Below are 25,650 nucleotides of genomic sequence, written 5' to 3'. Positions count from 1 at the left end.
AAAGAGAATGGAATGGGAAGCAGTCATCGGGCTTGAAATCCACGCCCAGCTTGCGACAAACACAAAGATTTTTTCAGGTGCTAGCACGGCCTTTGGTGCCGAGCCAAACACCCAAGCCTGCGCAGTTGATTTAGCACTGCCGGGCACTTTGCCGGTCTTCAACCAAGAAGCCCTGCGCATGGCCGTTATGTTTGGTACAGCGATTAATGCCGAAATCGGTAAGAAATCGGTTTTTGACCGGAAAAACTATTTCTACCCAGACTTACCAAAAGGTTACCAAACCAGTCAACTCTTCTACCCGATCGTGGGTAGAGGCTTCATCGACATTGATGTGAACGGTCAAACCAAACGCATCGGCGTGACCCGCGCTCACCTAGAGGAAGATGCGGGTAAATCACTGCACGAAGACTTTGCAGGCATGACCGGCATCGACTTAAACCGTGCTGGCACCCCGTTACTTGAGATCGTCTCTGAGCCAGATATGCGAAGCGCTGAAGAAGCCGTGGCTTATGTAAAGGCGATTCACTCACTGGTGACCAACTTAGGCATCTGTGATGGCAACATGGCCGAAGGCTCTTTCCGCTGCGACTGTAACGTTTCGGTTCGTTACAAGGGTGAAGATGAGTTTGGTATGCGCACCGAAACCAAAAACATCAACTCGTTCCGTTTCATCGAGAAAGCGATCAAGGGCGAGATTGCGCGTCAGATCGATATCCTCGAAGATGGCGGCCGTATCGTTCAAGAAACGCGTCTGTACGATGCCGACAAGGACGAAACACGCTCTATGCGCAGCAAAGAGGAAGCCAACGACTACCGTTACTTCCCATGCCCTGACCTGTTACCGATTGTGATCGATGACGATTACATCTCGACGGTTCGCGCTTCTTTGCCTGAATTGCCCGAAGCGCGCCAAGAGCGTTTTGTCGAAACCTACCAGCTGTCTGAATACGACGCGCGCGTGATTGCTGCCGATAAAGCTTTGTCCGATTACTTCGAGCAAGTGGTGGCTCAATCAAAAGATGCGAAGCTTTCAGCAAACTGGGTGATGGGTGAGCTCTCACGCCTACTGAACCAAAATGAGCTATTGATCAGCGAAGCGCCGGTCAGCTCCGATCAGTTAGGTAGTTTGCTGGTTCGCATCAAAGACAACACCATTTCTGGCAACATTGCCAAGAAAGTCTTCGAAGCGATGTGGAGCGAAGGCGGCACAGCCGATGAGATCATCGAAGCCAAAGGCCTTAAGCAGGTGACCGATACAGGCGCCATTGAGAAAATGGTCGACGATGTGATCGCCGCTAACCAAGCTCAGGTGGATCAATACATTGCCGCCGAGCCGGATAAGCGCGGTAAGATGGTTGGTTTCTTTATGGGCCAAGTCATGAAGGTGTCTGGCGGCAAAGCCAACCCTGGCCAAGTGCAAGGCTTGCTCAAAAGCAAACTGGACAGCCTTTGCTGATCCATTAAGTCGCGTTCTTTCACAGAGCGCGACTCGAACAACGCCTTACTCGTAAATGGATTTATCGATTAAGGCGTTTCTGATATAAAGTGGCCACTTTTTAGGTTGCTCAACGAAAGGAATTGCATGCGCCGCGCTGATACTTCGTTTGTTTCTCTGAAAACAACGCTCATCGTACCTTACGTTTTACTGATCTTAGCATTAACGATTGTGATCGGTTTGATGTCGTACTGGGCAGGCTCGCGCATGGTCTCAACCTTATCTGAGCGACTGTCGCTGGAGATGGTGGATCGCATCGAACAAGCAGTGGATCGCCACATGTACGGTTCAAGCGCTGTACTGGAATCCGCCTTTCCGCTGGGCATGCCCGCGCCGGACGATATTTCGGATTCGCTGGATGCGATTCGCACCCGCTTTTGGACAGCGACAACCCTGCACACCGACCCAAACGATTATGTCTATTACGGCAACCAACTGGGTCAATCATACGGTTTAAAACGCACCGGACGGGATAAAGCCGAAGTCCGCTACAAACTGAACCCTGAAGAGAAACGCCAGTACTTTGCTTTTCGGGGCATTGATGGCAAACAGATTTACCTGCGAACCGAACAGAATGTCTTCGATCCACGCATTCGTCCTTGGTACGAAACTGGCGCCTCTGAAAAGAGCCATATCTGGACCGCCGTGTATGTGGATTTTAGCTCGCAAGAGCTGGTTGTCACTCGCGCACGAAAAGTTTTAAACGAAGACCAGCAGCTCACTGGCGTGGTAGCAACCGACGTATCACTGATTCGTCTGAATAACTTTATTTCGGGTCTTCGCGTCAGTGCCAATGGTCGAGCCTTACTGGTCGAGCGAAATGGTGAGCTGCTTGCCGCCTCCAAAACGCCCAACGTGCGCCAATTACCTGATGGTCAAATGCAACGCGTGAGCATTTCCGATGCAGGCGACCCGATGCTTCGCGCCGCCTATGAGAACATCATCCCATTACTTAAAGAGTCACCGGATAAAACCGATGCGAAAAGTTTGACCATCACGCATGATGGACAGACCATCGATTTGGCCTTTAAACGTATTACCGATAATGCGGGTCTTGATTGGACCGCCATTGTGGCCGTGCCCCGCAGTGATGTCTTGGCCGGTGTTACTCAGCAGGTATTCACCGTCGCGCTGCTCGGTTTAGTGGCCGTACTGATTGCGATTCTACTTGGCTTTCGAATTTTGCACCGCGTGGCGACCGATGTTTCTTCCCTTTCACGCGCTGTTATCAATGCCGACCATTCGGATAACACCTTGCCGATTAACCTGCGTCGTAAAGATGAGATCGGTATGCTGGCTCGCTCCTTCATGGACATGCGTAAAGAGCTCTTTACGGACAACTTAACCGGCGTCGCAAACCGAGCTGCGCTTGAGCGCTTCATGGAAAACCTGCTCAACCGTCAAGAGAACGGCATGGCTACCGAGCCATTCACCTTGCTGTTCATCGATTTGGATCAGTTTAAGCCATTGAACGATCAATACGGCCACGAAAACGGCGATCTTGCCTTAATCGAGATTGCGGCCCGCCTGCAAGCTCAAATCGGCCCGCACGACCTTCTGGCCCGTTACGGCGGCGATGAGTTTGTCATTGTAATTCGACGCAACCTCACCAAAGCGCAGATCGAAGAGGAAAAACTTCGCATCCACGATGCCCTGCTCGCGCCACTCACACAGCTTAACGGGGTGCCCATGGGTGAGAATGTTTACCTCAATGCGTCGATTGGTGAAGCACAGTATCCTGCGCATGGCCGAGATATTCAGTCCTTGCTATTCCGAGCCGATCACATCATGTACCAAGAGAAAAAGATTCGCCGCTCCCCGTTTCAGTCCTAACGGATCAATACCGGAATAAACGAATCTGCTCTTTGAGTTGCCCAGTGACGTTTTTGCAGCTCCGTTAAGGTCGATTGAATGTTGATCGACTCAGAAGATAGACACTCAAGATGCTGACAGGTCTCTTCCCCCCCCAGCCAGCAATAACAGTGCGGCAATCTGAACGATCACGATTGCGCGAGTTAACGACGAGATCTGCATTCGACTCCTTTAAACCCCACAAAACTGAACACAGGCTTAAATATCGACCTCGATGAGTTTTTTCGCGTGACAATTCAATGAAGCTTTTATGACAACCTTAGTGACGATCAGACCATGTAAAAAATGAGAATGACTTTTTAATTAGATAAAACTAATATAAAATTTACTTAAGATATTCCTAATGAAAGGTAAATACGATGCCAACTGAATTAACCCTACTCAGCAGCCTTATCGGCGGCGTGTTGATTGGTTTAGCCGCGGGTGTGCTGCTGTATAAAAACGGGCAAATTGCAGGTATCAGTGGAATTGTCTCAAGCTTACTCAAACAACCTAGCCTCATTAGCTGGCGTTTTTGGTTTGTGGCGGGGTTGTGTGTGTCTCCATGGGTCTTGATGCCCTTAATCACAATAGACCATCAAGGGATGTCACTTTTTGGCCTAAGTCTTTCGTTACCCCAAAGTCCGGCTATGACCTCTGGGTCAGTGCTGTTAAGCATTGCAGGTGGATTGTTGGTTGGCCTAGGTGCACGAATCGGTAACGGTTGCACCAGTGGGCACGGTGTTTGTGGATTAGCCAGATTATCCAAACGCTCATTCGCAGCCGTTGGCACCTTTATGCTGACCGGGTTTATCACCGTGTCCATCATCCGACATCTGTTTTAGGAGAGCGTATGAAATCCTTCATTGCTGGATTATCAGGCTTGATCTTTGGGTGGGGGTTGTTGCTTTCGGGCATGACCAACCCGGCTAAGGTACAGAACTTTTTAGACCTCTTTGGCACGTGGGACGCATCGCTTGCCTTTGTTATGGGTGGCGCTGTGCTTGTGATGTTTTTGTTTGTACGTCTTACCTACCGAAAAATACAACATGACCCAAGTTTTGAGTGCTCATTACCCAGTAATACACACATTAGTCGGCCTTTGATTCTAGGCAGTGCTTTATTTGGTATCGGCTGGGGGTTAACCGGGGTTTGTCCAGGCCCAGCCCTGATCGCGTTAAGCCTAGACTACTGGCCAGCCTGGTGTATTGTTCCTGCCATGCTGATTGGTTTTTGGTTGGGTAATCTTTGGCAGTCTAAACAGAGCTGATCGGCCAATTCAGTTGCCGCTCGGTTTCAAAGCGACGCGACTCTTGAGTGACTGGGTCGGTAAAGTCGAGGGTTTTCGCTAACAGTTGGAGCGGTTGATCAAATGAAAGGGGTTCCGCTTTGGGCTTTAGAACGGGATAATAAGGGTCATTCACCAAAGGATGCCCAACCGAAGCCATGTGCACACGCAGCTGATGCGTCTTGCCCGTTAAAGGCTTGAGCAGAAATAAAGCCGCACGTAGGTTGGCATCAAATGCCAACATTTTGGCCCAAGAGCACGCATTGATCGCCCCCTCGTTAGTCACCTTGCGACGGAATCGGGGCTCGCCCTCCACAATGCGATTTTCGATGAGGCTCCCCTCGTGCCATTTGGGTTCTGGAGCCTGATCAGCGTGCACTACCGCCTGATAGGATTTTTCGATGCACCCTTGTGCGAACAGCCCTTGATAAAACTTTCGCTCGCTCGGCACTTTAGAAAACAACACCAAGCCCGCGGTATCCCGATCTATCCGGTGGGCAGGGTTAAGCGTTTCAATACCGGTCGTATTGATCAGTCGATTGAGCAAACAGTTTTCCACATAAGCGCCACTTGGCACCACCGGCAAGAAATGAGGTTTGCACGCGACAAGAATGTGCTCATCTTCAAATAAGATCGCCTCCTTGAACGGCACCTCGACCTCTTTTGCTATCTCCCGGTAATAGCAGACTTTCTCTTGGGGTCTGCACAGGGTGTTGAGGCTAATAAGCTCACCATCGTTCCAATGTACTTTTTGAAAGGTTATACGCGTACGCCAAACGGAGGCATCAACCGCAGGAAATTGGCGGCATAAAAATTCGAAAACCGTTAAGGACAGGTTACAATCGGACGGTATAACGATACGTGAAGGTCGAGAAGCAATGCCCATGGGAAGAAGTCGTCAGCGTTAAATCGGTATAGTACCATAGTGCCGGATCTCCAAAACAATCGCTATCAAACAACGACACTTACGTGCATTTGTGAGCACTAAGCGCTCACTAACTTTCTGTTTGCATAGAGATTATCAATACCTTCGGTATAATTCAGATCAGATTCACAACCAAACGGTAAGCTAGCGCTTTCCAGATTTTGATTCGATAAGGGTAGCGATGAAGTCCTATAAAGTCCTGTTTGTTGGATCGCCAGGTTCAGGCAAAACAACGGCTATTCGAAGCATCAGCGAGATCGACGTTGTTGATACGGACACCCAGGTATCGGACTCCACCATCAAACGTAAACGCACCACAACGGTGGGCATGGACTATGGCAAGATCTCTCTGAGTGAAGACCAAGTCTTGCACTTATATGGCACACCAGGCCAAGAGCGTTTTAAATTTATGTGGGAGCTTATGGTCAGCGACTTGGCTAAAGATGCCTCGTCTCTGATTTTGCTGGTCGATAATACCCGTAACTACCCTTTAAAAGATTTGGATTTCTACCTCAACGAGTTTCGTGATTACATTGAGTCACGCTACTTTGTCGTAGGCGTTACCCGTTCGGATTTAGACGACACAACCAAACCCGAACAATATCGAAACCATTTAAAAGGGCTTGGCATTTTAGCGCCAGTGATCTTTTTAGATGCGCGAAAGCCCATGCACGTGTTGGATCTGATCAGTTCGGCCATGATGCACGACGCCCCCGATGTGAACTGGAGTGATCTATCACACAAGGTGGCGATGCAGGAGCTAAAAAAGCGCAATCCGGATCCAAACTCGCCACAGTTTGAATGGCTGCAAAAAAGCCGCCCCGTCCCGAAGATGTCCATCGTTGAGGCCGCCATGCAATCTCGCGGGGTGCTCGGCGCATCGCACTATGTCAATGACAAGGTCGTTGACCACGCCTTGATGGATGATAAGCTCTCGGACTTAACCGAAACCATCAAGAATGTGATGGAAACGATCAATACCAAGACCGGCGAAAAGCTTCCGGACATTACGGATGTCAGCGTCTTTGGTCACAAGCAAGATACAATCTCGCTGTTTAAAGAGGAAAACCAAACCATCGGTTTGGTGACCAACCCTTACATGACGTATCAACAGATCCGCCAGCAAGCACGAGACCTTCTTCAGTGGAGCGACAATGTCCGAGATACTCAATAAGCTCAATGCGCTGTCTGGGGTTAAAGCGTCGATCATCTTACTGAATCAAAAGCCGTTGATGTCGACCATTCGTAAGGATCAGCTGATCTACGTAAAAATCGGCCAACAGGCTTTCGGTCATATATTCAAAAAGGCCGTACGCTATAACCCTCAGTACGATGAAGCTCAGTTACAGATGGGAGATCAGCGTTTACTCAGCCTGTTACTCGACAATGGCGGCTTGTACTTAGCCCTGCTTGATAGTTCGGCATCGGTACAAAAGGCGCAACGCGTGTTGCGTGAATCGCGTCCTGTGCTGAATAAGGTGATCGCAAGGGCCTTACAAAAAGCAGCTCAGTAATGACCGTTCAAACCGGATTCCCACCAGCCCTAGTCGGAGAGCCACACACGCTTATTTTAGGCTCGATGCCTGGGGTAAAATCATTGGATGAAGTGCAGTATTACGCCCACCCGCGCAACCGTTTTTGGCCCATCATGGAAGCCCTTTATGGCGTTGATTGCACCCAGGCCTATCAAGATCGGTTAGATGCGCTGAACCAGAAAGGCGTTGCGCTTTGGGATGTGGTTCATCAATGCGTCCGCCCAGGTAGCCTTGATAGCAATATCCAATCGAAAAGTGTGATTCCAAACGCGATCCCTGAGTTATTAACCCAACATCCGAGTATTCGCATCGTAGGCTTCAACGGCCAAACAAGCGCTAAGCTTTTTAAGCGCCATTTTCCAAGCCTTTTAGAAGACTCACACATTAAGTGGGTGGTATTACCCTCCACAAGCCCTGCGCACGCATCGATCTCTTTTGAAGAAAAAACAGCGCTTTGGAAAGCCGCGCTGCTCGCCTGATGGCTACCCCGTTATTGGCTTAGAGCTGTGAACGGTGCGCTCAGCGGGTGCATCATCAATATCCCGTTTACGCTCTTCACGTGGGGTAAGCCCATAATGGTTTCGGTAAGCGGTACTGAAATAAGACGCACTCGAAAACCCGCACGACAAACCCACTTGCAGGATGGTTTTATCGCTTTGCCGCAGTAAGCGACGTGCATGCTCAAGCCTTAGCTCTAAGTAATACTTTGAAGGTACGGTTTGCAGGTAATTTTTAAACAAGCGCTCCAAATGACGGCGCGATAACCCCACGTGATGGGCTAAATCATCAGTACTGAGCGGCTCCTCTATGTTGGTTTCCATCAAGGTGACCGCTTCTATTAGCTTAGGCTGGGTTGCACCGATGCGCGTTTGCAAAGGGATTCGCTGTTGATCTTCAGAGGTTCGTATACGCTCACAGACGAACTGCTCCGACACACTCGCAGCCAGATCCATACCGTGCTCTTTGCCAATCAAAAACAGCATCATGTCCATCGCCGCAGTACCGCCGCTGCAGGTATACCGATCCCGATCAATCTCATAGAGATTATTCGTCACATGGGTGCTAGGAAACTCTTCACGCAGACTCGCGATGTCCCACCAATGGATGGTGGCTTTGGTGTTTTTCAAAAGCCCAGCACAGGCCAATAAATAGCTCCCGGTACCGATACCACCGATGGCCATCGGCAGCTGGGCTTGGCGACGTAGCCAACCAATAACCGACTCATTGCCGGTGCGGGCTACGGGGGATGCACCACAGACAAAGACGGTATCCAACATGGGCATGCTGTTTAAGCTGTAGCCCACCAGCGTTTGTACCCCCAAACTGCTGGCCACAGGCTCGCCATCGTGACTGATCAAGACGGTTTCATACAGCTCTTCGCCACTGACCCAGTTCGCCATCCGCAAAGGCTCTATGGCGGATGAAAACGCGATCAACGAAAAATTGGGCACCAATAAAAAACCTACCCGTTTAGGCAGCGATGCGTTGTATTTTTTTATCCATTTTTCCATTGCTAAGAGGCTCTTTTTTGCCCTATTCTTAGGTTCTGAATCGCTAGCATACTGTGCTCACCCGTATGTGGCTTAGACTCACCTCCTAAATGTCAGCTTAGCGTAACTTCAGGTCGCCCTAAAGCAATTAACGCCCTGTTTATCTCCCATTTTTTTGCTGATACTGAAAACAGACGCCGGCTTTTGGCGATACAACTCCTTTTACACCGCTGAAAGCGTTTTCTTGTTTTGTTGATAGAGGAAGATCCCATGCAACACAAAACCCCAGTGACACGCGCCCTGTTCGATCAGGTTATGGTTCCGAACTACAACCCTCAGCAGATGGTTCCTGTTCGAGGCCGCGGGTCTCGTGTATGGGATCAGGAAGGGAATGAGTACGTTGATTTTACCGGTGGTATTGCGGTCACCGCGTTAGGCCATAATCACCCTGATGTCGTTGCCGCATTAAAAAACCAAGCCGATGAGCTTTGGCACCTAAGTAACATTTTTACGAACGAGCCCGCTTTGCATTTGGCTAAGCGCCTAACGGAGATCACCTTTGCCGATAAGGTATTCTTCAGTAACTCCGGTGCCGAAGCGAACGAAGCGGCGTTTAAACTGGTGCGTAAATACGCTCACGACCATTTTGGCGCCGATAGGCACGAGATTATCTCGTTCAAACAGTCTTTCCATGGCCGCACCCTGTTTACCGTATCGGTTGGCGGTCAACCAAAATACCGCGAAGGTTTTGAGCCGGTACCCGCAGGTATCACGCACGTTGAATACAACAACATCGATGCGTTAAAAGCGGCAATCTCGGATAAAACCTGTGCCGTCGTGATGGAGCCTATCATTGGTGAAGGCGGCGTTATCCCAGCGGACCCCGCTTTTGCCAAAGCGGTACGAGAGCTGTGTGATCAGCACAATGCACTCTTGGTATTTGATGAGATCCAAACGGGCGTAGGCCGTACCGGAGCCTTTTACGCGTACATGGACTTAGGGGTAACACCCGACATCCTAACCACCGCTAAAGCGCTGGGTAATGGCTTCCCGATTGGTGCCATGATGACCACAGAAGCCATCGCAGCAAGCTTTGGCTTTGGCACTCACGGTAGCACCTACGGCGGTAACCCATTAGGCTGCGCGGTTGCCGAAACCGTCGTTGAGTTGATCAACTCGGATGCGGTATTAGGTCAAGTACCCGCAAAAAGTGAGCAATTCATCAAAGGGTTTGAAGCGATCAATGCCAAACACAACATCTTCAAAGCCATTCGAGGCAAGGGCCTATTGTTGGGTGCCGAGCTGATCGATGAATGGCACGGCAAAGGCCAGCAGTTTTTGGCGGCCGCTCGCGAAGAGGGGTTGATGCTCTTAGTAGCTGGGCCGAACGTGTTGCGTGTTACACCGTCGCTGGTGATCCCGGATGAGGACATCGCCAAGGGAATGGCAGCACTGGATCGCGCCGTTGCCAAAGTATTGGCCAGCGCCGAATAACACCATTACATTAAAAAAGGGCCGCTAAGGCCCTTTTTTGTGCATTGAGTTATTGATCTTTTAGTGCGAGAAATCGAAAGTTTTTAGAGAATGACCTTGTTGGCATGTCCCATTTATGAAAACAAGGTCGCTTAAATAGCAGAATTCGCGATTATTGTGTCCAATAATAAAAATGAACGTTTTTATGGATGCGCAACGATGGCTACGCTTACCCCTTGGCTAAACTGGATTGACGAACAACACGACCGGATGTTGGCAAACACCTTAGCGCTTGTGAACATCAACTCAGGCTCCTTGAACGCCGATGGGGTCAATCGCGTTGCCGATCACCTGATTCAAATAGCCCAACCGCTTGAGGCCAACGTTGAGCGAATCAAGGTTGCCCCCTTTGTTGCCATCGACAATCAAGGCAACGCCAGCGAGCACCCACTCGGTGATGCGATTAAGCTCACCAAACGGCCCGATGCCCCTTTAAAAGTCTTTCTCTGCGCTCATTTAGATACTGTTTTCCCGAAAGAGCACGCCTTTCAAACGCACCGCTACCTTGATGATCACACCATCAATGGTCCAGGTGTAGCTGACCTTAAAGGTGGCATCATCGTGATGCTGACGGCGCTAGAAGCGTTGGAGCGAAGCCCCTTTAAAGATCAGATTGGCTGGGAAATTCTCTTCAACCCCGACGAAGAGATCGGCTCCCCGTCATCGGCCAAGCTAATTCAAGAAGCCGCAACGCGGGCGCATGTGGGTATGATTTACGAGCCGTGCATGCCCGATGGCAACCTAGCGGGTGAGCGCAAGGGCAGTGGCAACTTTACCGTTGTTGTGCGTGGTAAAGCCGCACACGCAGGTCGCGAGCACCACTTAGGCCGAAACGCCATACGCGCCGCCAGCGACTTTGTGGTTGCGCTTGATGACCTGAATGGTCAACGAGAAGGCGTCACCATCAACCCTGGATTTGTACAAGGCGGCGGCCCAGTAAACATCGTACCGGACCTTTGTGTGGTCAAATTCAATATTCGCCTAACCGAGCAGGCCGACGAAGCGTGGTGTCAGCAACACTTAGACTCCCTTCTGGCCGAGCTTAACACACGCGAAGGAATTACCGCTGAGCTGCACGGCGCTTTTGGTCGTAAACCGAAAAAGCTGACACAGGCCAATCAAACCCTCTTTCAATGGCTAAAAGAGTGCGGGGACGACATGGGCCTTTCACTGTCATGGTTGCCCACAGGTGGCTGCTGCGATGGCAACAATCTAGCAGCCGCCGGTGTGCCTAATATCGACACGTTAGGTGTTCAGGGTGGAAAAATTCACTCAGATCAGGAGTATATGGATATCCGCAGCCTGACGGTTCGAGCCAAATTAAGTGCCCATCTTTTGATGCGCCTTGCGACCGAGCCGACCGACTGGTTAACACAGCGCTCCCAGAAAGGAGAGAAACCATGTTGCTCGTAAGACCGGTTCAGTATTCAGACCTTCCCGCGATTGAACGTTTGGCTGTGATTTCGGGTGGCCGAATGACCACCCTGCCCGCCAATCGAGATCACCTACACGACTTGATCAGCAAAACGCAGCACTCGTTAAAAAAAGAGATCAGCCACTATCGCGATGAAAGCTATCACTTTGTGCTGGAAGACACCCGCAGCAGCGAAGTCGTTGGCATCAGCGGGATTGATGCCGCCGTGGGCTTAGACGCCCCCTTTTATAACTACCGACTCGATGATGTGATTCATGCCTCGTCGGAGTTGCAGATACACAACAAAATCCCCTCGATGCACCTGTGCCAGGACTACACTGGCGCTGCTCGACTGTGTACCTTGTTTATTGATGAAGCGTACCGCACCCCCGAGAATCTTAATTTACTTTCGCGTGCTCGTATGCTGTTTATGGCGCAACACCCAGAGCGCTTTGCCCACAGGATCATCGCCGAAATTCAAGGCGTATTGGATGACAAAAACCTATCCCCCTTCTGGGAAGGCGTCGGCAAGCACTTCTTTGATATGGATTTTAACCGCGCCAACTATTTAACTGGAATTAACTCAAAAGGCTTTATCGCCGAATTAATGCCACACCACCCGATTTATGTTCCGCTTTTACCCAAGCAGGTCCAATCGGTGATCGGCCAACCGCGCCAAGATATGAAAGGGGTTGTACACCTACTGGAAGACGAAGGGTTCAGCCAAGGTCGCTACATCGACATTTTTGATGCAGGCCCAACACTTGAAGCGCGTACACAAGAGATTCGCTCCATCGCGCATTCCGTTACTTTCGAGGCACACACGCTGTTTAACCATGTACACGCTGTTCCCAAAGCGGATTCTGTCATGATTTTAAGCAACACCCAGCTGCGCGATTTTGCAGCCGTTGCCTTGCATGACACGACCGCTTTTGAAGCAGCCGATATGGCGAGTATCACCGCGATGTTGGGGGTCAATCCTGAAGATCTGCTTCGCATGACCACCATACCGAATCAACAATTTCACACCTTGACCACACCGGATGGAGAAGTAACCGTATGATGGTGATTCGTCCCGTAACCGAAGCCGATTACGACGGTTTACGAGCACTTGGCCGCGAAACAGGGCCAGGTTTCACCTCTTTGCAAGACAATGACCAACAAGTCCGTCATAAACTTGAGCGTGGGGTACACGCCTTTTCACAGCCAAAGCCCCCAAAAGAGTCGCTTTTCCTGTTTGTTTTAGAAGATACCAACACCGATGAAATCGTCGGCGTCTGTGGCGTCGAAGGCGCTGTCGGGCTCAGCGAGCCTTGGTACAACTACCGCGTGGGTTTGGTTGTACATGCATCACGGGAGTTGAACGTCTATAACCAGTTCCACACCCTCACTATGACCAACGACCACACCGGTTGCTCTGAGCTCTGCACCCTCTTTTTACGTCCCAACGCACGCGTCGGTAAAAACGGTGCGTTGTTATCCAAGTGTCGCTTTTTGTTTATGGCCGAGTTCCCTCAGCTGTTCAGTGATCGACTGATTGCCGAAATGCGCGGCTTTTCGGATGAAACCGGCCTATCCCCTTTTTGGGAAGGGTTAGGACGCCACTTCTTCTCGATGGATTTTGATACCGCTGATCAATTCTCAGCGATGAACAAAGTCTTTATTGCAGAACTGATGCCCTCGAATGCGATCTACACTCAGCTGTTGCCAAAAGATGCGCAAGACGCGATCGGCAAAACGCACCCGTTAACCTCACCGGCAAGGCACATGCTCGAAAACGAGGGGATGCGTTACACAGGCTATGTGGATATTTTTGATGCTGGCCCAACCCTTGAAGCGCGTGTTAATGACATTCGGGCGATTCGTAAAAGCCAATACGTCAAAGTTCAAATTCAAGGGCCAGGGGATGATGTGTGGGGCGAGAACGAGCCCGATAATGATCAATTCTTGCTCAGTAACACCCGCTTTCAGGATTTTCGCTGCGTCGCTACAACCTTGCATAAGATCAGTCGAAACCTGATCACCATCACACCCGAGGTAGCCGCGGCCCTTAACATCGACGACGGGGCAACCGTGCGTCTGGTTCCACTCTCGTCTAAACGGAGGTTCTAACATGCCTGGTCATTACATTAACGGTGAGTGGGTCACCGGAAACGCAGCGACGTTTTATTCTTACAACCCCGTTAGCGGCGAAATCGTTTGGGAAGGAGCAAGCGCCGACCCAGAACAGGTCAATGCCGCCGTTAACGCCGCGCGTGATGCGTTTGACCACTGGGCCTTTCAAGGATTTGACGCCCGCTGCGCCATTGCCCGCGAGTACGCTAAAAAGCTTGAAGAGCACAAAGAAACACTGGGCAAGACCATCGCCGAAGAAACCGGCAAACCCTACTGGGAATCACTGACCGAAGTCACCGCGATGATCAATAAGATCGAGATTTCGATCAAAGCCGCGGTTGAGCGCACCGGCCAAAAAACCAGTACGATCGCTGGTGCCGAAGCGGTATTGCGTCACAAACCTCATGGGGTTGTGGCGGTATTTGGCCCATATAACTTCCCAGGTCATCTACCTAATGGCCACATCGTCCCGGCCCTGATCGCAGGGAATACCGTTGTCCTAAAACCGAGCGAACTCACCCCGTTGGTTGCCCAGTTGATGGTCGGCCTTTGGATTCAAGCAGGTTTACCCAAAGGGGTCTTAAACTTAGTTCAAGGCGAGAAAGACACTGGCATCGCGCTGGCCAACCACGCAGGATTGGACGGCCTGTTCTTTACCGGCAGCTCCAACACAGGTCACCTACTGCACAAGCAGTTTGCAGGCCACCCAGAGAAGATTCTTGCGCTTGAGATGGGCGGCAATAACCCGCTGATCATAGACCAAGTCAAAGACATTAAAGCGGCCGTTTATGAAACCGTTCAATCGGCCTACATCACCTCTGGACAACGCTGTACCTGTGCCCGCCGCTTGTTTGTCCCAAATACTGATTGGGGTGATCAGTACTTAAACGCACTCGTTCAGGCCGTTAAAGCCATCAAAGTAGGTGGTCAATTTGATGAACCAGCCCCCTTTATGGGCAGTTTGATCAGCGAAGCGGCAGCACGTCACCTTGTTGACGCTCAAGCACGATTGATCGAGCAAGGTGCGCACTCATTAGTGGAACTGACACACCTAACCTCAGGTACAGGCTTGGTATCACCCGGGTTAATTGATGTTACTGGCGTATCCACTCTACCTGACGATGAGTACTTTGGTCCGCTGCTGCAAGTGATTCGATACGATGACTTTGATTCAGCCATTAGCCAAGCCAACAACACACGCTACGGCCTTTCGGCAGGCCTGTTCAGTGACGATGAAAGCCAATACGAGCGTTTCTACATGAAAATCCGCGCCGGTATTGTCAACTTCAATAAGCAGCTGACCGGTGCCAGCTCCAGCGCCCCGTTTGGCGGGATTGGCGCCAGCGGCAACCACCGCGCCAGCGCTTACTATGCGGCCGATTACTGCTCGTACCCCGTTGCAGGGCTTGAGACCGATCAACTGAGTCTGCCTGAAAAGCTCTCACCCGGATTAACCTTGGAGGACGCATCGTGAGCCAGAGCATCGAAGCTAACTTTGATGGGTTAGTTGGACCCACTCACAATTACGCGGGTTTATCCTTTGGTAATGTCGCCTCAGAAAAACACGGGGCGGAGGCCTCCAACCCCAAAGAAGCGGCCTTACAAGGGCTAGCTAAGATGAAAGCCCTTGCAGATTTGGGGCTCACTCAAGGGGTACTTGCCCCACAAGAGCGCCCAGACATCCACACGCTTCGAAGGCTCGGTTTTACCGGCACTGACAGCGATGTACTGGCTAAAGCGGCTAAAACCGCACCGCGCCTTCTGGCCGCGTGTTGCTCCGCTTCCAGCATGTGGACCGCAAATGCAGCTACCGTATCGCCAAGCCCCGATACACTGGACGGTAAGGTGCACTTTACACCTGCCAACTTAACCAATAAGTTTCACCGTTCTATCGAGCACGAGGTCACAGGGCGCATACTAAAAGCGACCTTCAATGATACAAACCATTTTAGTCATCACGAAGCCCTACCGACAGTTGAGCTTTTTGGTGATGAGGGTGCCGCTAACCACACCCGCTTTTGCCAAGCGTACGATGATCAGGGCGTTGAATTTTTTGTGTTTGGCCGTTATGCCTTTGATGGCTCGAAGCCCGCCCCTAAACGTTATCCGGCCCGCCATACCTATGAAGCGTCCGAAGCGATTGCTCGTCTTCACGGTTTATCCGACACTCACACGGTTTATGCACAGCAAAATCCGGATGTAATTGATCAAGGCGTATTCCATAACGATGTAATTGCCGTTGGCAATCAGCGCACTTTGTTTTGCCATCAAGAAGCCTTCCTACACCAAGCAAAGGTTTATGAAGCGCTGAACAAAGGCCTTAATGGCACCCTAGATGTGATCGAAGTGCCCACTCAAGCGGTCTCAGTACAAGATGCGGTTAGCAGTTACATGTTCAACAGCCAATTACTGGATGTTCAAGGGAAGACCGTTTTAGTCGTACCGGAAGAGTGTCGAAAAAATGCCGCCGTTTGGCAGTATCTAAGCCAGTTAGAGCAAGGGGCATCCTCAATTGATGAGGTCAAGGTGTTCAACCTGACCCAAAGCATGAGCAACGGCGGTGGGCCAGCGTGTCTTCGCTTGCGCGTTGTGCTTAATGAACAAGAGCGCCAAGCAGTCAACCAAGCAACCTTGATGAAGGATGCACTCTATAACGAGCTAGTGGCCTGGGTTAATCAACACTATCGAGATCGTTTAACCGAGTCAGACTTAGCCGACCCTGCTCTCCTTAACGAGTCGCGCACCGCATTGGATCAACTCACCCGTATTTTACAATTGGGCAGCGTTTACCCCTTCCAGCGTGGCTGATTAATCTGACTCGTACAGCCGATCTAATGGAAAGCCGGTAAACGGCTTTCCGTTCTCAAGCACAACATGACTGTTGATGCGTACTTTACCGGGTATCAGATCTAGGAGCTGATCATTGATCCGGTTGTATCTATCCATATCTGGCGCAATCACGCGTAAAAATAGATCAAAACTGCCGCTGACCGTAAAACTTTCGACCACCTCGGGTATTGATTCGGCCTCTTTTCGAAACAATCGAAAGGCCTCTGTACTTTGATCTTGAAGGCTGACCGTCGCAATCACCGACACGCTGCGACAAATAGATTTCAGATGGATGGACGCGCGGTAACCCTCAATCACTCCACTTTGTTCTAAACGCCGTACACGATGCAAACACGCGCTGGGCGACAAGCCCACTTGATCCGCTAACGCTTGATTGGTCAGGCTCGCATCCTGCTGTAGCAAGGCAATAATCTTTCGATCGAGTCGATCCATGTCCTGTATCCCAGACGATTTCCCATCAGTATAAACCGGCTAGGTAGCACTTGGTGGCTTAAAGCGAAGAAGTTCTTAAAAAGTGATAAAAACGTGTCGCCTTTTTAAAACCCAATAAAATTTCGTAAAACGCTCAATTACGCACGAAAATTGCGTCTAATCGGCCGTTTTTTCAATCCTGAAAGCCTCTTTGCCACCTAAAATAAAGGTTAGCTGTGGATAAGGAGAAGCACGATGTACCGTTTAAGACCCTGTCACCCCAATGATCTGCCGGAGCTGCTCGCCTTATCTGCTCAAACAGGCGCCGGTATGACCTCGATGCCATGTAACCCCGAATTTTGGGAAGCGCGCATCAAGGCGGTACAACAGAGCTTTTCATCCGCCCCACCAAAAGAGGGGCAGTACTTTTTGGTGTTAGAATCCACCGAACACAAAGGCCTTCTGGGTACTACGGCGGTCTACACCGGGGTTGCTCAAGATCAGCCGTTTTATGTATTCAAACTCTCTCACGATCACCGCACCTTTAATGGTTTGGAGGGGGTAGAGCTATCGCAGCAACACACCTACCTAGAAAGGGTCGCCGAGTACCAAGGCGCTTCCGAAATCGGCTCTTTGTTCTTACATCCTAGCTACCGACAACCCGGTATTGGGCTTTTTATGTCCAGGGCGCGCTTTTTAATGATGACCGATGCCCCAGAGCGTTTTGGATCACGCATCTTTGCAAAGCTACGTGGCTGGTTAACCCCTGAGGGGCGCTCGCCGATGTGGGATGCTCTCGGTCATAAGCTATTGAACATCAGCTTTGATCAAGCAGTGCACTACACCGCGCAATCAGGCATGTCCTTCATGGACGAGATGCTGCCGCACCACCCTATCTGTTTAGACCTCCTCCCGGAAGCAGCCAAAGCGGTGGTGGGTAAGCCACATGAAGCCTCTGCACCTGCCCTTTCGATGCTGCTGAAAGAAGGGTTCGAATCGACAGGGTTAGTGGATCTTTTTGATGCAGGTCCGCACGTTGAATGCGACCCGTCTAAGATCCGAACCGTTCAAGAAAGTCGTGTTCATACAATCATCGTTGGGCCGGATCAACACGCATCAGAGTGCGACGATCTATTCATGATCAGTAACGGAGTCATTGAGAATATGACCATCGGACTCGTCCCAGCTAAGGTTACTGCACCGAATTGTGTGCGTATCTCTCAAGAAACCGCGGATTACTTAAACTTAAACGAGGGGCAATCGGTACGAGTCGCACCGTTGAAAAGGCCTAAGGCCCTAGCGGGCGCCGCCTAAAGATCACTAGGCGGCGGTAATAGCTCCTTCAATTAACGAGCGTTTGTCGACTCAAAGATTTTATCCGCATTGGCTTCGCGAAACCCTTGATACACCACACCGTCGTTATCTGCATGGCGCAGAGCAAACTCGTAAAAACAGGTCGGTATCTCATGGAGTTCGCCGCCTGCAAACTCAAACGACTGCTTATCGGCTAAGGTCGAGCCTTGCTCCAATAAGGCTTCTTTTGAGCCTTTCACCTCGCCGCCTACGGTGTTCACACCAAACCCAGCGGTTTTTACATGATGCAACACCTCTTGAACGGTGTGACACGTTTTAAGATGGTTCACGCTCACCGTAAAGTGATTCACCCGTAAACCAATCGCTAATAACCAGGCGCCGTATTCAGATTCGGACAATACAGCCTGATAATCATCAAAACTTGGCATTGACCAGTGGCGCGCACTCCAAAACACCTCGGGGGTTAAGGCGCCGGATACTTGAATTTGATCGGTGTATTTCTTCAGGATTGCCTGCGTCTGATCCGAGAGCTGGTCAACCAACAGCTCTGAACAAAACACCTTAGGCACGGTTCCATCAGGATGGATAAAACTGTGTGCTTTTAGCTTTTTCTCTTTAAAGAAATAGGTATCTTGGCGCTCGTATCCCATGCTGAGAATCACGGGTTCAAGTTGATCCAACGATAGAGCCGTCCCGGCAAAGGTTCGGAACGCGACATGATCATTGATCACCACACCGTCTGTTTTAGAGAACAACGCATGAATGGCCCGAGCCTGCGGTGTAATGGAGATGTAGTCTTGCCAAAGCGCGTGGTAAAAATCGGTAACCTTCATAAGTCTCTAAGTCCTTTAACCCAATTTATCGCAACATACACTAATCCAATCCAGAACTGGATTCATCTTTATTGAAGCTATAGCACCCTCTTACTTTTACGACAAATAAGACGGCACACCGTGCAAAGTTGGCGTCGCGTTTTTCAAATCCAATTTTACACGCCACCGACAATGGTACAGCTTGTGCTAAGCCTGAATGTGTGTAAATGTGCACAGATAAAAAAGGATAAAGGTCAGTTGAGTAGTCTGCCAGTGACTCAACGTGCAGTTGATCTGATTCGGCATAATGGAGCAGGAAGCAGCCTTATGAGTTTTCGCATTCCGAGTTTTCGCGTCACAATCCCCGTTCTTTCCTCATTGATTCTTACCGCATGCGGTGGCGGTGGAGGCGGTGGCTCTGAAGATAATAGTCCCGACAGCGGCTTAGCGACATCGGGTTACCGTATCAGTCACATCTCGTTTGATTATGATAACAACGGTATTGAGGATGCATCTGTCTCCCTGACCTATGAAGACGGCTATTTAAAGCAGGAAGTTTATCAATACACAGACGATGGCATCGAAGACCTGTACCGTTTTTCCTCTCAGTACGAAGATTTATTAGGTCGTCAAACCACTACCTACTTCTATGATGCTTTGGGCCGAATTGTTCAAGTCGTTCAGCGTCAATACGACGATACTGATACTCAGACCTACTACAGTTCTGAGGTTTACAGCTACGACTCCAGCTCCGATCCTTTGGCCAAGCCAGACGAGATTTCTGTTACCCGTCAGCAAGGCGCCCAAACGACCTTCACCCAGCACGAAATCGATTTTGAGTACGAAAACGGCTTACTGATGAGCTACACGCGTGAATTGGAGTCATCAGATACAACACAGGCATTGGGCAACTTTACCTATGATGCTAATGGAGTACTCGAAACCGCTCTTTGGGCCAGCTTATCCGGCACTGGGTACACCCAATTAGGCTATGCCTTTAGCTGGGAGAATGACCTGATAAGCCAGATTTCCATTGATGTCGACCCAAGCAACAACACCTATGAAGGGGTAGAAACGTATCAATACAATGCAAATCAGTTTATTGAATCCACGGCTCTCGCGTTTGCCTCAACTAACAGCGGCATAAACGCCAGTAGTACCGTAGAATACGATACCAATGGTTTGCCTTTTCGCCAAAGCTGGGACTATGAGGATAACGGCAGTATCGATGGCGTGATGACGTTTGAAGTAGAAGCCGCGACATGTCGATACACTTATGCATGGCGTGCAGGCGAAAAGCCAAACTTTGCTATCAGCGAGAACTCGGCCTTGCCACCTGGCACCGGTTTTTACCGTTTACGCGCGTGCGTGGTTCCGGAAAGTTAAGCGCAAAACGCGCGATTCATCCGGCCAGCCTTTCGCTACAGGCCAGATACAAAAAAGCCTCTGCATCAACAGAGGCTTCTTTATTACTAGGCATTACTCAGAGTCGTGTTTCCATTTGATCTGGAATTCGATCTCCTCTTCTCCATCGCCGCGCTCATGCTCAATGCTGAACTCGGCACGCACAGGTACGTAGATTCGCTCACCGGCAATCTGGATTTCAAATCGATCGTTATTTTCAATGGCATCGGCCAAACGGCGTAGCTTGGCTACGAAATCTTCGTTTGAGTAGACTTTTTCGATGTCGCGTTGTTCTTTCATGTTTCCATTCCTTGGTCAGGTTAAGAACACGCATTCTACAGGCACAAAAAAACCAGCGCTAGGCTGGTTACTTTGTTATCCGACTGGCAGCAAATTGTCAGATTAAAATTGGTAGCGGGGGCCAGATTTGAACTGACGACCTTCGGGTTATGAGCCCGACGAGCTACCAGGCTGCTCCACCCCGCATCAACTTGGCGCATATTATAGGGAGGTCTTCTGGGGCTGGCAACCCCTTTTTAAACATTTTTTAAATTATTTTTAATCTCTTCGTCATTTTGTCGGCGTATGGCTCTTTTTTGACAATCCACGATGAACGCGGTGATTAAGGTTTCGTCTCGCAGCGTCAATCCGACAAACTGCCCAGCATACTCAGGACGAATGGATCGGGTAATCTGGATTCGACTTTCTATGACACATTCGCGATTGGTTTTGAAGATAAGCTTTACGGGGTAATCGGCGCGCTTTAGCTCGCCAGAGAAAATAAAAGCAGCCCCTTTCACGGATAAGTTATTCAGCGCTACCTCTATTCCATCCAGTAACAGACGCACAGGGTCTTCTTTGTGTGGCTCGATACGAACATTCTCGCGCGAGCCGGCTTCCTCCTCATGCAGCTCGATGGTCGGCTTCATGGACTCTCCTCTTGACGCTTTTCTAACACAAACTCAATACGACGATTCGCAGCCCGCCCCGTAACCGAGACATTATCCGCCACAGGTTTCGAATCCCCAAAGCCAATAGCGACGAGTCGGTCGGCTTCAACCCCACCGCGAACAAAGTAGCGCAGTACGGTTGTAGCACGCACCGCCGATAGCTCCCAATTTGTCGCATAGCTGGGTGAATTAATTTGCCGACTGTCGGTATGCCCTTCAATGTTTAAGGCGTATTCCGGGTTGTCCTCCAGCATCTCGATCACGCTGTCCATAATCGGCATCATTTGACGTTTAAACTCTGTGCGCCCCGACTCAAACGCGACCGAGCCTTTTACCTTGATGCGAATCTTGCCATCTTTAGGGTCGGTGATGGTGACATCCTCGTTGACTCCCATGTTCTGGAAGGTTTCTTTTAACGCGTTGGTGATGAGCGCTTCATCGTCACTCTCAGACTTTTCGGGTGTCACCGGTATTTGCTCTTTAACCGGCTCAGATACAATCAAATCCGTCGGTGTTTGCTGATCAGGGTACTCTTCAGGCTCAATAGAATCAGGCGGTTTGGTGGTTGGCGCTTGCAGTAGCTCGGGCAGCGGAATGATACTCCCCGCCGAGTCACTCAACGCTTGCTGAAAAGCACGGCTCATGTTCGAGAACTGTGTTTTTTCTAAAGAGGACATCGAAAACAAGAGCACAAAAAACACCAGCAACAGCGTCATCAAATCGGCATAGGTCGTCATCCAACCTTGATCGTTATCCTCCGAGATGATGCGATTTAGATGCTTACTGCTCATCGCCCTTTAACCCTGATTCAATTTGGTGGCCGAAATGGGTTTACGCTCACGCTCTGGCAAATAAGAAGAGAGCTGCTCATACACGTGCGCGTAGTGATCGTTGGTTAATATACTGATACTGCCCTCTCGGATAATTTCCAAGTTGGTGACCTCTAGCAGGGTTCTCGCCTTCAATTTACCCGCAATCGGCAGAAATACCATGGTCGCCAACAGGGAGCCATAAAAGGTGGTCAGCAGCGCAATGGCCATCGCAGGCCCCATTGTATCGGGGTTGTTCAATTCACTGAGCATCTGAATAAGACCGATCAGTGTCCCTAACATGCCAAACGCCGGTGCATAGGTGCCCATTTTTTTGAACACATCTTGTGTGGCAAAGTGCCTGGCCAATAAAGAGTCGATCTCGTTCTGCAAGGTATTTCGGATCACCTGCTCAGAAGCGGCTTCCGCTAACAGATTGCACGCTCGACGAAGAACAGGTGAGTCGGTTTTTACATCGCCCAATTTTAATAAGCCGTGTCGATGACTGATGCGACTGAGCTTAATCATGGTCTCGATCATCTCTTTGGGATTGGTTTTATCCCGCGTAAACACGATGTACGCCCCTTTAAAGGCATTCATCACATCCTTGAACTGCACCGTCAGCAAGGTCGCTGCCATCGTGCCGCCAATGACGATCATAAGACCAGGAATGTTGACGAACACATCCGAGCTACCGCCAATAAAAATAGCCGAGATGATCAGCGCAAGTCCTGAAAAAATCCCGACCAGAGACGCTATATCCATGCTTTATTAAGCCTCAATCACTGATAAAAACACCTGTTAACCCCATCGACACTGACGTTTTAGGCAGAATATGTTTTCATGGTGTTTTTGTTTGATTACATCGTATGCAATCGCCATTACCTTATTACGTTGGGCTTGCCCAGTGGCATCATCCGGATTGGTATCCCGATCAGCTACACCCATCCGAAGCCCTAGAAACTTACGCACAACACTTCTCCAGTGTAGAAGGGAATAGCTCGTTTTACGGCCTTCCATCGGAAAAAAGCATCGCTCAGTGGCAAGAACGGACACCCAGCCAATTTCGATTCTGCTTTAAATTTCCACAAAGCATCACACACCAAGCTTTGTTACAAGACAGTGATCGGCCGCTGGAGGAATTTCTGAACCGCGTTGCTCCACTGCAGGAGCGCTTGGGCGTGCTTTGGCTACAGATGAGCAGTCAGTTTAGCCCCATGCATTTGCCACAATTAGCACACTTTTTGGAGAGACTCCCCAAAGCATTCACGTACGGCATTGAACTTAGGCACCTCGACTTTTTTAAGAAAGATCACAACGAGCAAGCCTTGAATCGATTGTTGATAGAACACGGGGTAAATCGCGTTTGTTTTGATACACGCTCCCTCTTTGCTTACCCAAAAGACGATGAGATCACCCAAGAGGCGATGAAAGCAAAACCGAGAATGCCAGTGCATGTACTGGCCACGGGCAATGCGCCTCTTGTACGCTTCATCACCCCTCTTGATCGATCTCTCGGTGAGCCATACCTGACGCCTTGGGTAAAAAAATGCGCCGACTGGATTTTAGAGGGACGAACCCCCTACCTGTTTTTCCATACCCCGGATAATAAAGAAGCCCCAGAGCTTGCCCTGCTGTTTATTCAACAGCTCAATGAAGCCTTAGTGCAATCAGGCCAATATGAGGCGGCCTCGCTGCCCTCGCCGACGCTTTGGGAGAAAGACAGCCGCCAAAATGCGCTTTTTTAGACCAAAAAAACGGAAGCCTAAGCTTCCGTTTCTGTGCGATCCGGTGGCGATTAGCCACGAACGACCGATACATCTTCAGCCTGTAGGCCTTTGTCGCTCTCACGTGCGTTGAAGCGCACTTTTTGACCTTCGCTCAAAGAGCGATGACCACGGCCGCGGATATTACGGAAATGCACAAACACATCATCTCCATTCTCGCGGGTAATAAAGCCAAACCCTTTGGATACGTTGAACCATTTAACGGTACCGAGCTCACGACCATCATTTTCATTATCTACATCGTCAAATGCAGAGGCAGAACCTGATTTCTGACCACTAAACGCTACCGCAAGATGGCTGATCAGGACTACCGCGAAACACAAACCGATTACTACGGGTGAGAGCGCTACCTCAACACCTGCAACTGCTTTCAAAAGCACAGGAACTAAAACGGCCGCAACACCACTAACAACTATTCGAAGTATTAAATTACCACTCATTTATCTATCTCTTGTCATCTCTTACTATTATGGTTGTTTGAAACCTATATGATTTGTTGCCTAATGTAGACGGCAACAACCGCCCAGATATACCGAATAATCTTCAATTATTCAATAGCTTACCCTTAATTGATGATTATAGGTTACACTTACGCCTTTGTATAAAATTGCCCCAAGAAAGAGCCCACCCTCATGAGCGAAGATAAAAACTCGTTACGCATTCAGGACTTAGAGATGCGCGTTGCCTTTCAAGAGGACGCACTGGACAAGCTGAGCGATGTTATCGCCCAGCAAGATAAGACCATTGTAGACCTTAGACGGGCCATCCAATTGCTGAATGAACAGATCCGTAAAATGGATACTCAGCCCGGTACAACCAACACAGATGAGCCGCCACCGCCGCACTATTAAGGCTTTTTAACCACTAGCTGAGCTTACTGAGCGTATAGATATCATACCGGCTGGATTTACCTTCCAGCTGATGATTCGGCACTCGATCATCAATGGTGGGGGCTTTACGAGGCCGCTTTACGACCACCCGACCGCTCGCCACTTGCAATGCATTCTCCAGCAAACGAGAGGCATCGTTGTCGTCACCGACAATGCCACGAAACGCCCGCATCTCTTTTTTAACCAGAGCCGATTTTTCCGAATGCGGAAACATAGGATCAAGATAAACGACCTGTGGGTTATCCTCTTGGCCGATCAGCGAGGCTAGATGATCAATCGCATCCCCATGCACTAAGCTCATTCGCTCCGCTATGGGGGCCGTCTCTTCGTCCAACAGGGCGCGAGCAAGGCCGTCCGATAATAAAGCATGAACAACCGGAGAGCGCTCTACCATCTTCACATGGCACCCAAGGGTGGCTAAAACAAAGCTGTCTTTACCAAGCCCTGCGGTAGCATCCAGCACACTCGGCGTAACGCCTTGTTTAAGACCAACAGCCTTCGCAATCATCTGCCCTCGACCACCGCCAAACTTACGCCGGTGTGCAACAGCCCCTGACACAAAATCACACCACGTTGGCCCAGGCGCTTTTTTACCGGTTGTTTGCAGTTTAAGCCCCTCTGTAGTGCACCAAAGAAGCTCTTCAACCTCTAGAAAACGAGTATCTGTGACTAAGCCTACATTTGGCACATTAAGCGCTTCGGATAATTCAGAAGCCACAGCCACCAGCTCAGGAATCTGAGCCCCTACACCAACGCGAGTTTCGTACATAAAGTCGA

The 25,650-nt window shown here is 50.0% G+C and carries 27 protein-coding genes and 1 tRNA gene; 17 read left to right on the top strand and 11 right to left on the bottom strand.

The genetic code is table 11. The features are described from left to right. The first annotated feature begins 7 nt into the window (after positions 1-7). From gatB to ACXAF9_RS07935, 4 genes are all read left to right on the top strand, one after another. Positions 8-1,456 (top strand): Asp-tRNA(Asn)/Glu-tRNA(Gln) amidotransferase subunit GatB, encoded by a 1,449-nt coding sequence (gatB, locus tag ACXAF9_RS07950; protein WP_475072603.1) that lies wholly within the window; start codon positions 8-10, stop codon positions 1,454-1,456. A 126-nt stretch (positions 1,457-1,582) separates the two neighbouring features. Continuing rightward, entirely contained in the window at positions 1,583-3,328 is a 1,746-nt protein-coding gene (locus tag ACXAF9_RS07945; protein WP_475072601.1) for a diguanylate cyclase domain-containing protein, read from the top strand. 398 nt (positions 3,329-3,726) lie between these two features. Beyond that, entirely contained in the window at positions 3,727-4,191 is a 465-nt protein-coding gene (locus ACXAF9_RS07940; protein ID WP_475072598.1) for a YeeE/YedE family protein, read from the top strand. A gap of 8 nt (positions 4,192-4,199) precedes the next feature. Continuing rightward, complete coding sequence (locus tag ACXAF9_RS07935; RefSeq protein ID WP_475072595.1) at positions 4,200-4,616, top strand: DUF6691 family protein; 417 nt, start codon at positions 4,200-4,202, stop codon at positions 4,614-4,616. Here ACXAF9_RS07935 and ACXAF9_RS07930 read toward each other — a convergent pair. Continuing rightward, positions 4,603-5,520 (bottom strand): pseudouridine synthase, encoded by a 918-nt coding sequence (locus ACXAF9_RS07930; protein WP_475072591.1) that lies wholly within the window; start codon positions 5,518-5,520, stop codon positions 4,603-4,605. The genes ACXAF9_RS07935 and ACXAF9_RS07930 overlap by 14 nt on opposite strands. A 220-nt stretch (positions 5,521-5,740) precedes the next feature. On the opposite strand from ACXAF9_RS07930, the gene ACXAF9_RS07925 reads away from it, so the two are divergent. The 3 genes from ACXAF9_RS07925 to ACXAF9_RS07915 are packed head-to-tail and all read left to right on the top strand — an operon-like array spanning position 5,741 to position 7,573. Next, the gene (locus tag ACXAF9_RS07925) at positions 5,741-6,733 is read left to right on the top strand and encodes a GTP-binding protein (protein ID WP_475072589.1); all 993 of its coding nucleotides are present in this window, start codon (positions 5,741-5,743) and stop codon (positions 6,731-6,733) included. Beyond that, the gene (locus ACXAF9_RS07920; protein WP_475072587.1) at positions 6,714-7,073 is read left to right on the top strand and encodes a hypothetical protein; all 360 of its coding nucleotides are present in this window, start codon (positions 6,714-6,716) and stop codon (positions 7,071-7,073) included. The genes ACXAF9_RS07925 and ACXAF9_RS07920 overlap by 20 nt, the downstream gene beginning before the upstream one ends. After that, positions 7,073-7,573, top strand: coding sequence for a DNA-deoxyinosine glycosylase (locus ACXAF9_RS07915; RefSeq protein WP_475072585.1), 501 nt, complete (start codon positions 7,073-7,075; stop codon positions 7,571-7,573). The genes ACXAF9_RS07920 and ACXAF9_RS07915 overlap by 1 nt, the downstream gene beginning before the upstream one ends. A 3-nt stretch (positions 7,574-7,576) precedes the next feature. On the opposite strand, the gene ACXAF9_RS07910 is transcribed toward ACXAF9_RS07915, so the two are convergent. Beyond that, positions 7,577-8,605: a GlxA family transcriptional regulator gene (locus ACXAF9_RS07910; protein WP_475072583.1), complete on the bottom strand. Its 1,029-nt coding sequence runs from the start codon at positions 8,603-8,605 to the stop codon at positions 7,577-7,579. A gap of 249 nt (positions 8,606-8,854) precedes the next feature. On the opposite strand from ACXAF9_RS07910, the gene ACXAF9_RS07905 reads away from it, so the two are divergent. From ACXAF9_RS07905 to astB, 6 genes are all read left to right on the top strand, one after another. Next, positions 8,855-10,078 carry an aspartate aminotransferase family protein gene (locus tag ACXAF9_RS07905; RefSeq protein ID WP_475072580.1) on the top strand — a complete coding sequence of 408 codons (1,224 nt, stop codon included), beginning with the start codon at positions 8,855-8,857 and terminating at the stop codon, positions 10,076-10,078. A gap of 198 nt (positions 10,079-10,276) precedes the next feature. Continuing rightward, positions 10,277-11,530, top strand: coding sequence for a hydrolase (locus ACXAF9_RS07900; RefSeq protein WP_475072578.1), 1,254 nt, complete (start codon positions 10,277-10,279; stop codon positions 11,528-11,530). After that, on the top strand, positions 11,518-12,594 hold the full coding sequence (locus ACXAF9_RS07895; RefSeq protein ID WP_475072576.1) for an arginine N-succinyltransferase: 1,077 nt from the start codon (positions 11,518-11,520) through the stop codon (positions 12,592-12,594). Before ACXAF9_RS07900 ends, ACXAF9_RS07895 begins: the two co-directional genes overlap by 13 nt. Beyond that, positions 12,591-13,643 carry an arginine N-succinyltransferase gene (gene astA / locus ACXAF9_RS07890; protein WP_475072574.1) on the top strand — a complete coding sequence of 351 codons (1,053 nt, stop codon included), beginning with the start codon at positions 12,591-12,593 and terminating at the stop codon, positions 13,641-13,643. Before ACXAF9_RS07895 ends, astA begins: the two co-directional genes overlap by 4 nt. Before the next feature lies 1 nt (position 13,644). Beyond that, positions 13,645-15,120 (top strand): succinylglutamate-semialdehyde dehydrogenase, encoded by a 1,476-nt coding sequence (gene astD, locus ACXAF9_RS07885; RefSeq protein WP_475072572.1) that lies wholly within the window; start codon positions 13,645-13,647, stop codon positions 15,118-15,120. Further along, on the top strand, positions 15,117-16,454 hold the full coding sequence (astB, locus tag ACXAF9_RS07880) for an N-succinylarginine dihydrolase (RefSeq protein WP_475072570.1): 1,338 nt from the start codon (positions 15,117-15,119) through the stop codon (positions 16,452-16,454). Before astD ends, astB begins: the two co-directional genes overlap by 4 nt. On the opposite strand, the gene ACXAF9_RS07875 is transcribed toward astB, so the two are convergent. Further along, on the bottom strand, positions 16,455-16,928 hold the full coding sequence (locus tag ACXAF9_RS07875; RefSeq protein WP_475072568.1) for an Lrp/AsnC family transcriptional regulator: 474 nt from the start codon (positions 16,926-16,928) through the stop codon (positions 16,455-16,457). 234 nt (positions 16,929-17,162) lie between these two features. Between ACXAF9_RS07875 and ACXAF9_RS07870 the strand changes: the two genes are divergently transcribed. Beyond that, positions 17,163-18,221 carry an arginine N-succinyltransferase gene (locus tag ACXAF9_RS07870; protein ID WP_475072566.1) on the top strand — a complete coding sequence of 353 codons (1,059 nt, stop codon included), beginning with the start codon at positions 17,163-17,165 and terminating at the stop codon, positions 18,219-18,221. A gap of 32 nt (positions 18,222-18,253) precedes the next feature. On the opposite strand, the gene ACXAF9_RS07865 is transcribed toward ACXAF9_RS07870, so the two are convergent. Then, complete coding sequence (locus ACXAF9_RS07865) at positions 18,254-19,054, bottom strand: 2-oxoadipate dioxygenase/decarboxylase family protein (RefSeq protein WP_475072564.1); 801 nt, start codon at positions 19,052-19,054, stop codon at positions 18,254-18,256. Positions 19,055-19,360: 306 nt separating this feature from the next. On the opposite strand from ACXAF9_RS07865, the gene ACXAF9_RS07860 reads away from it, so the two are divergent. Then, on the top strand, positions 19,361-20,419 hold the full coding sequence (locus ACXAF9_RS07860) for a hypothetical protein (protein ID WP_475072562.1): 1,059 nt from the start codon (positions 19,361-19,363) through the stop codon (positions 20,417-20,419). 93 nt (positions 20,420-20,512) lie between these two features. Here ACXAF9_RS07860 and ACXAF9_RS07855 read toward each other — a convergent pair whose 3' ends face one another. The 5 genes from ACXAF9_RS07855 to ACXAF9_RS07835 all read right to left on the bottom strand — a co-directional run bounded on the left by ACXAF9_RS07855 (position 20,513) and on the right by ACXAF9_RS07835 (position 22,961). Continuing rightward, complete coding sequence (locus tag ACXAF9_RS07855; RefSeq protein ID WP_475072560.1) at positions 20,513-20,737, bottom strand: amphi-Trp domain-containing protein; 225 nt, start codon at positions 20,735-20,737, stop codon at positions 20,513-20,515. Positions 20,738-20,846: 109 nt separating this feature from the next. Continuing rightward, positions 20,847-20,923 (bottom strand) — tRNA-Met (locus tag ACXAF9_RS07850). Positions 20,924-20,973: 50 nt separating this feature from the next. Further along, positions 20,974-21,366: a hypothetical protein gene (locus ACXAF9_RS07845; protein WP_475072558.1), complete on the bottom strand. Its 393-nt coding sequence runs from the start codon at positions 21,364-21,366 to the stop codon at positions 20,974-20,976. After that, positions 21,363-22,178: a flagellar motor protein MotB gene (locus ACXAF9_RS07840; RefSeq protein ID WP_475072556.1), complete on the bottom strand. Its 816-nt coding sequence runs from the start codon at positions 22,176-22,178 to the stop codon at positions 21,363-21,365. The genes ACXAF9_RS07845 and ACXAF9_RS07840 overlap by 4 nt, the downstream gene beginning before the upstream one ends. A 6-nt stretch (positions 22,179-22,184) precedes the next feature. Then, on the bottom strand, positions 22,185-22,961 hold the full coding sequence (locus ACXAF9_RS07835; protein WP_475072554.1) for a motility protein A: 777 nt from the start codon (positions 22,959-22,961) through the stop codon (positions 22,185-22,187). A 104-nt stretch (positions 22,962-23,065) separates the two neighbouring features. Between ACXAF9_RS07835 and ACXAF9_RS07830 the strand changes: the two genes are divergently transcribed. After that, the gene (locus ACXAF9_RS07830; protein ID WP_475072552.1) at positions 23,066-23,944 is read left to right on the top strand and encodes a DUF72 domain-containing protein; all 879 of its coding nucleotides are present in this window, start codon (positions 23,066-23,068) and stop codon (positions 23,942-23,944) included. Between the two features lie 50 nt (positions 23,945-23,994). On the opposite strand, the gene ACXAF9_RS07825 is transcribed toward ACXAF9_RS07830, so the two are convergent. Further along, positions 23,995-24,423, bottom strand: coding sequence for a cold-shock protein (locus ACXAF9_RS07825; RefSeq protein WP_475072550.1), 429 nt, complete (start codon positions 24,421-24,423; stop codon positions 23,995-23,997). 192 nt (positions 24,424-24,615) lie between these two features. Here ACXAF9_RS07825 and ACXAF9_RS07820 point away from each other — a divergent pair, with 192 nt between their 5' ends. Further along, positions 24,616-24,834, top strand: a complete 219-nt coding sequence (locus ACXAF9_RS07820) for a SlyX family protein (RefSeq protein ID WP_475072547.1) — start codon at positions 24,616-24,618, stop codon at positions 24,832-24,834. Between the two features lie 13 nt (positions 24,835-24,847). Here the strand turns inward: ACXAF9_RS07820 and ACXAF9_RS07815 are convergent, their stop codons facing one another. Further along, a complete protein-coding gene (locus ACXAF9_RS07815) occupies positions 24,848-25,642 on the bottom strand; it encodes a class I SAM-dependent methyltransferase (protein WP_475072545.1) in 795 nt (264 codons plus the stop codon). Positions 25,643-25,650: the final 8 nt, after the last annotated feature.

The sequence above is a fragment of the Neptunomonas sp. ABH4_499 genome, from assembly GCF_056160565.1.
Note: the sequence above shows the minus strand (reverse complement) of the source record. Positions and strands in the feature narration are given on the sequence as shown.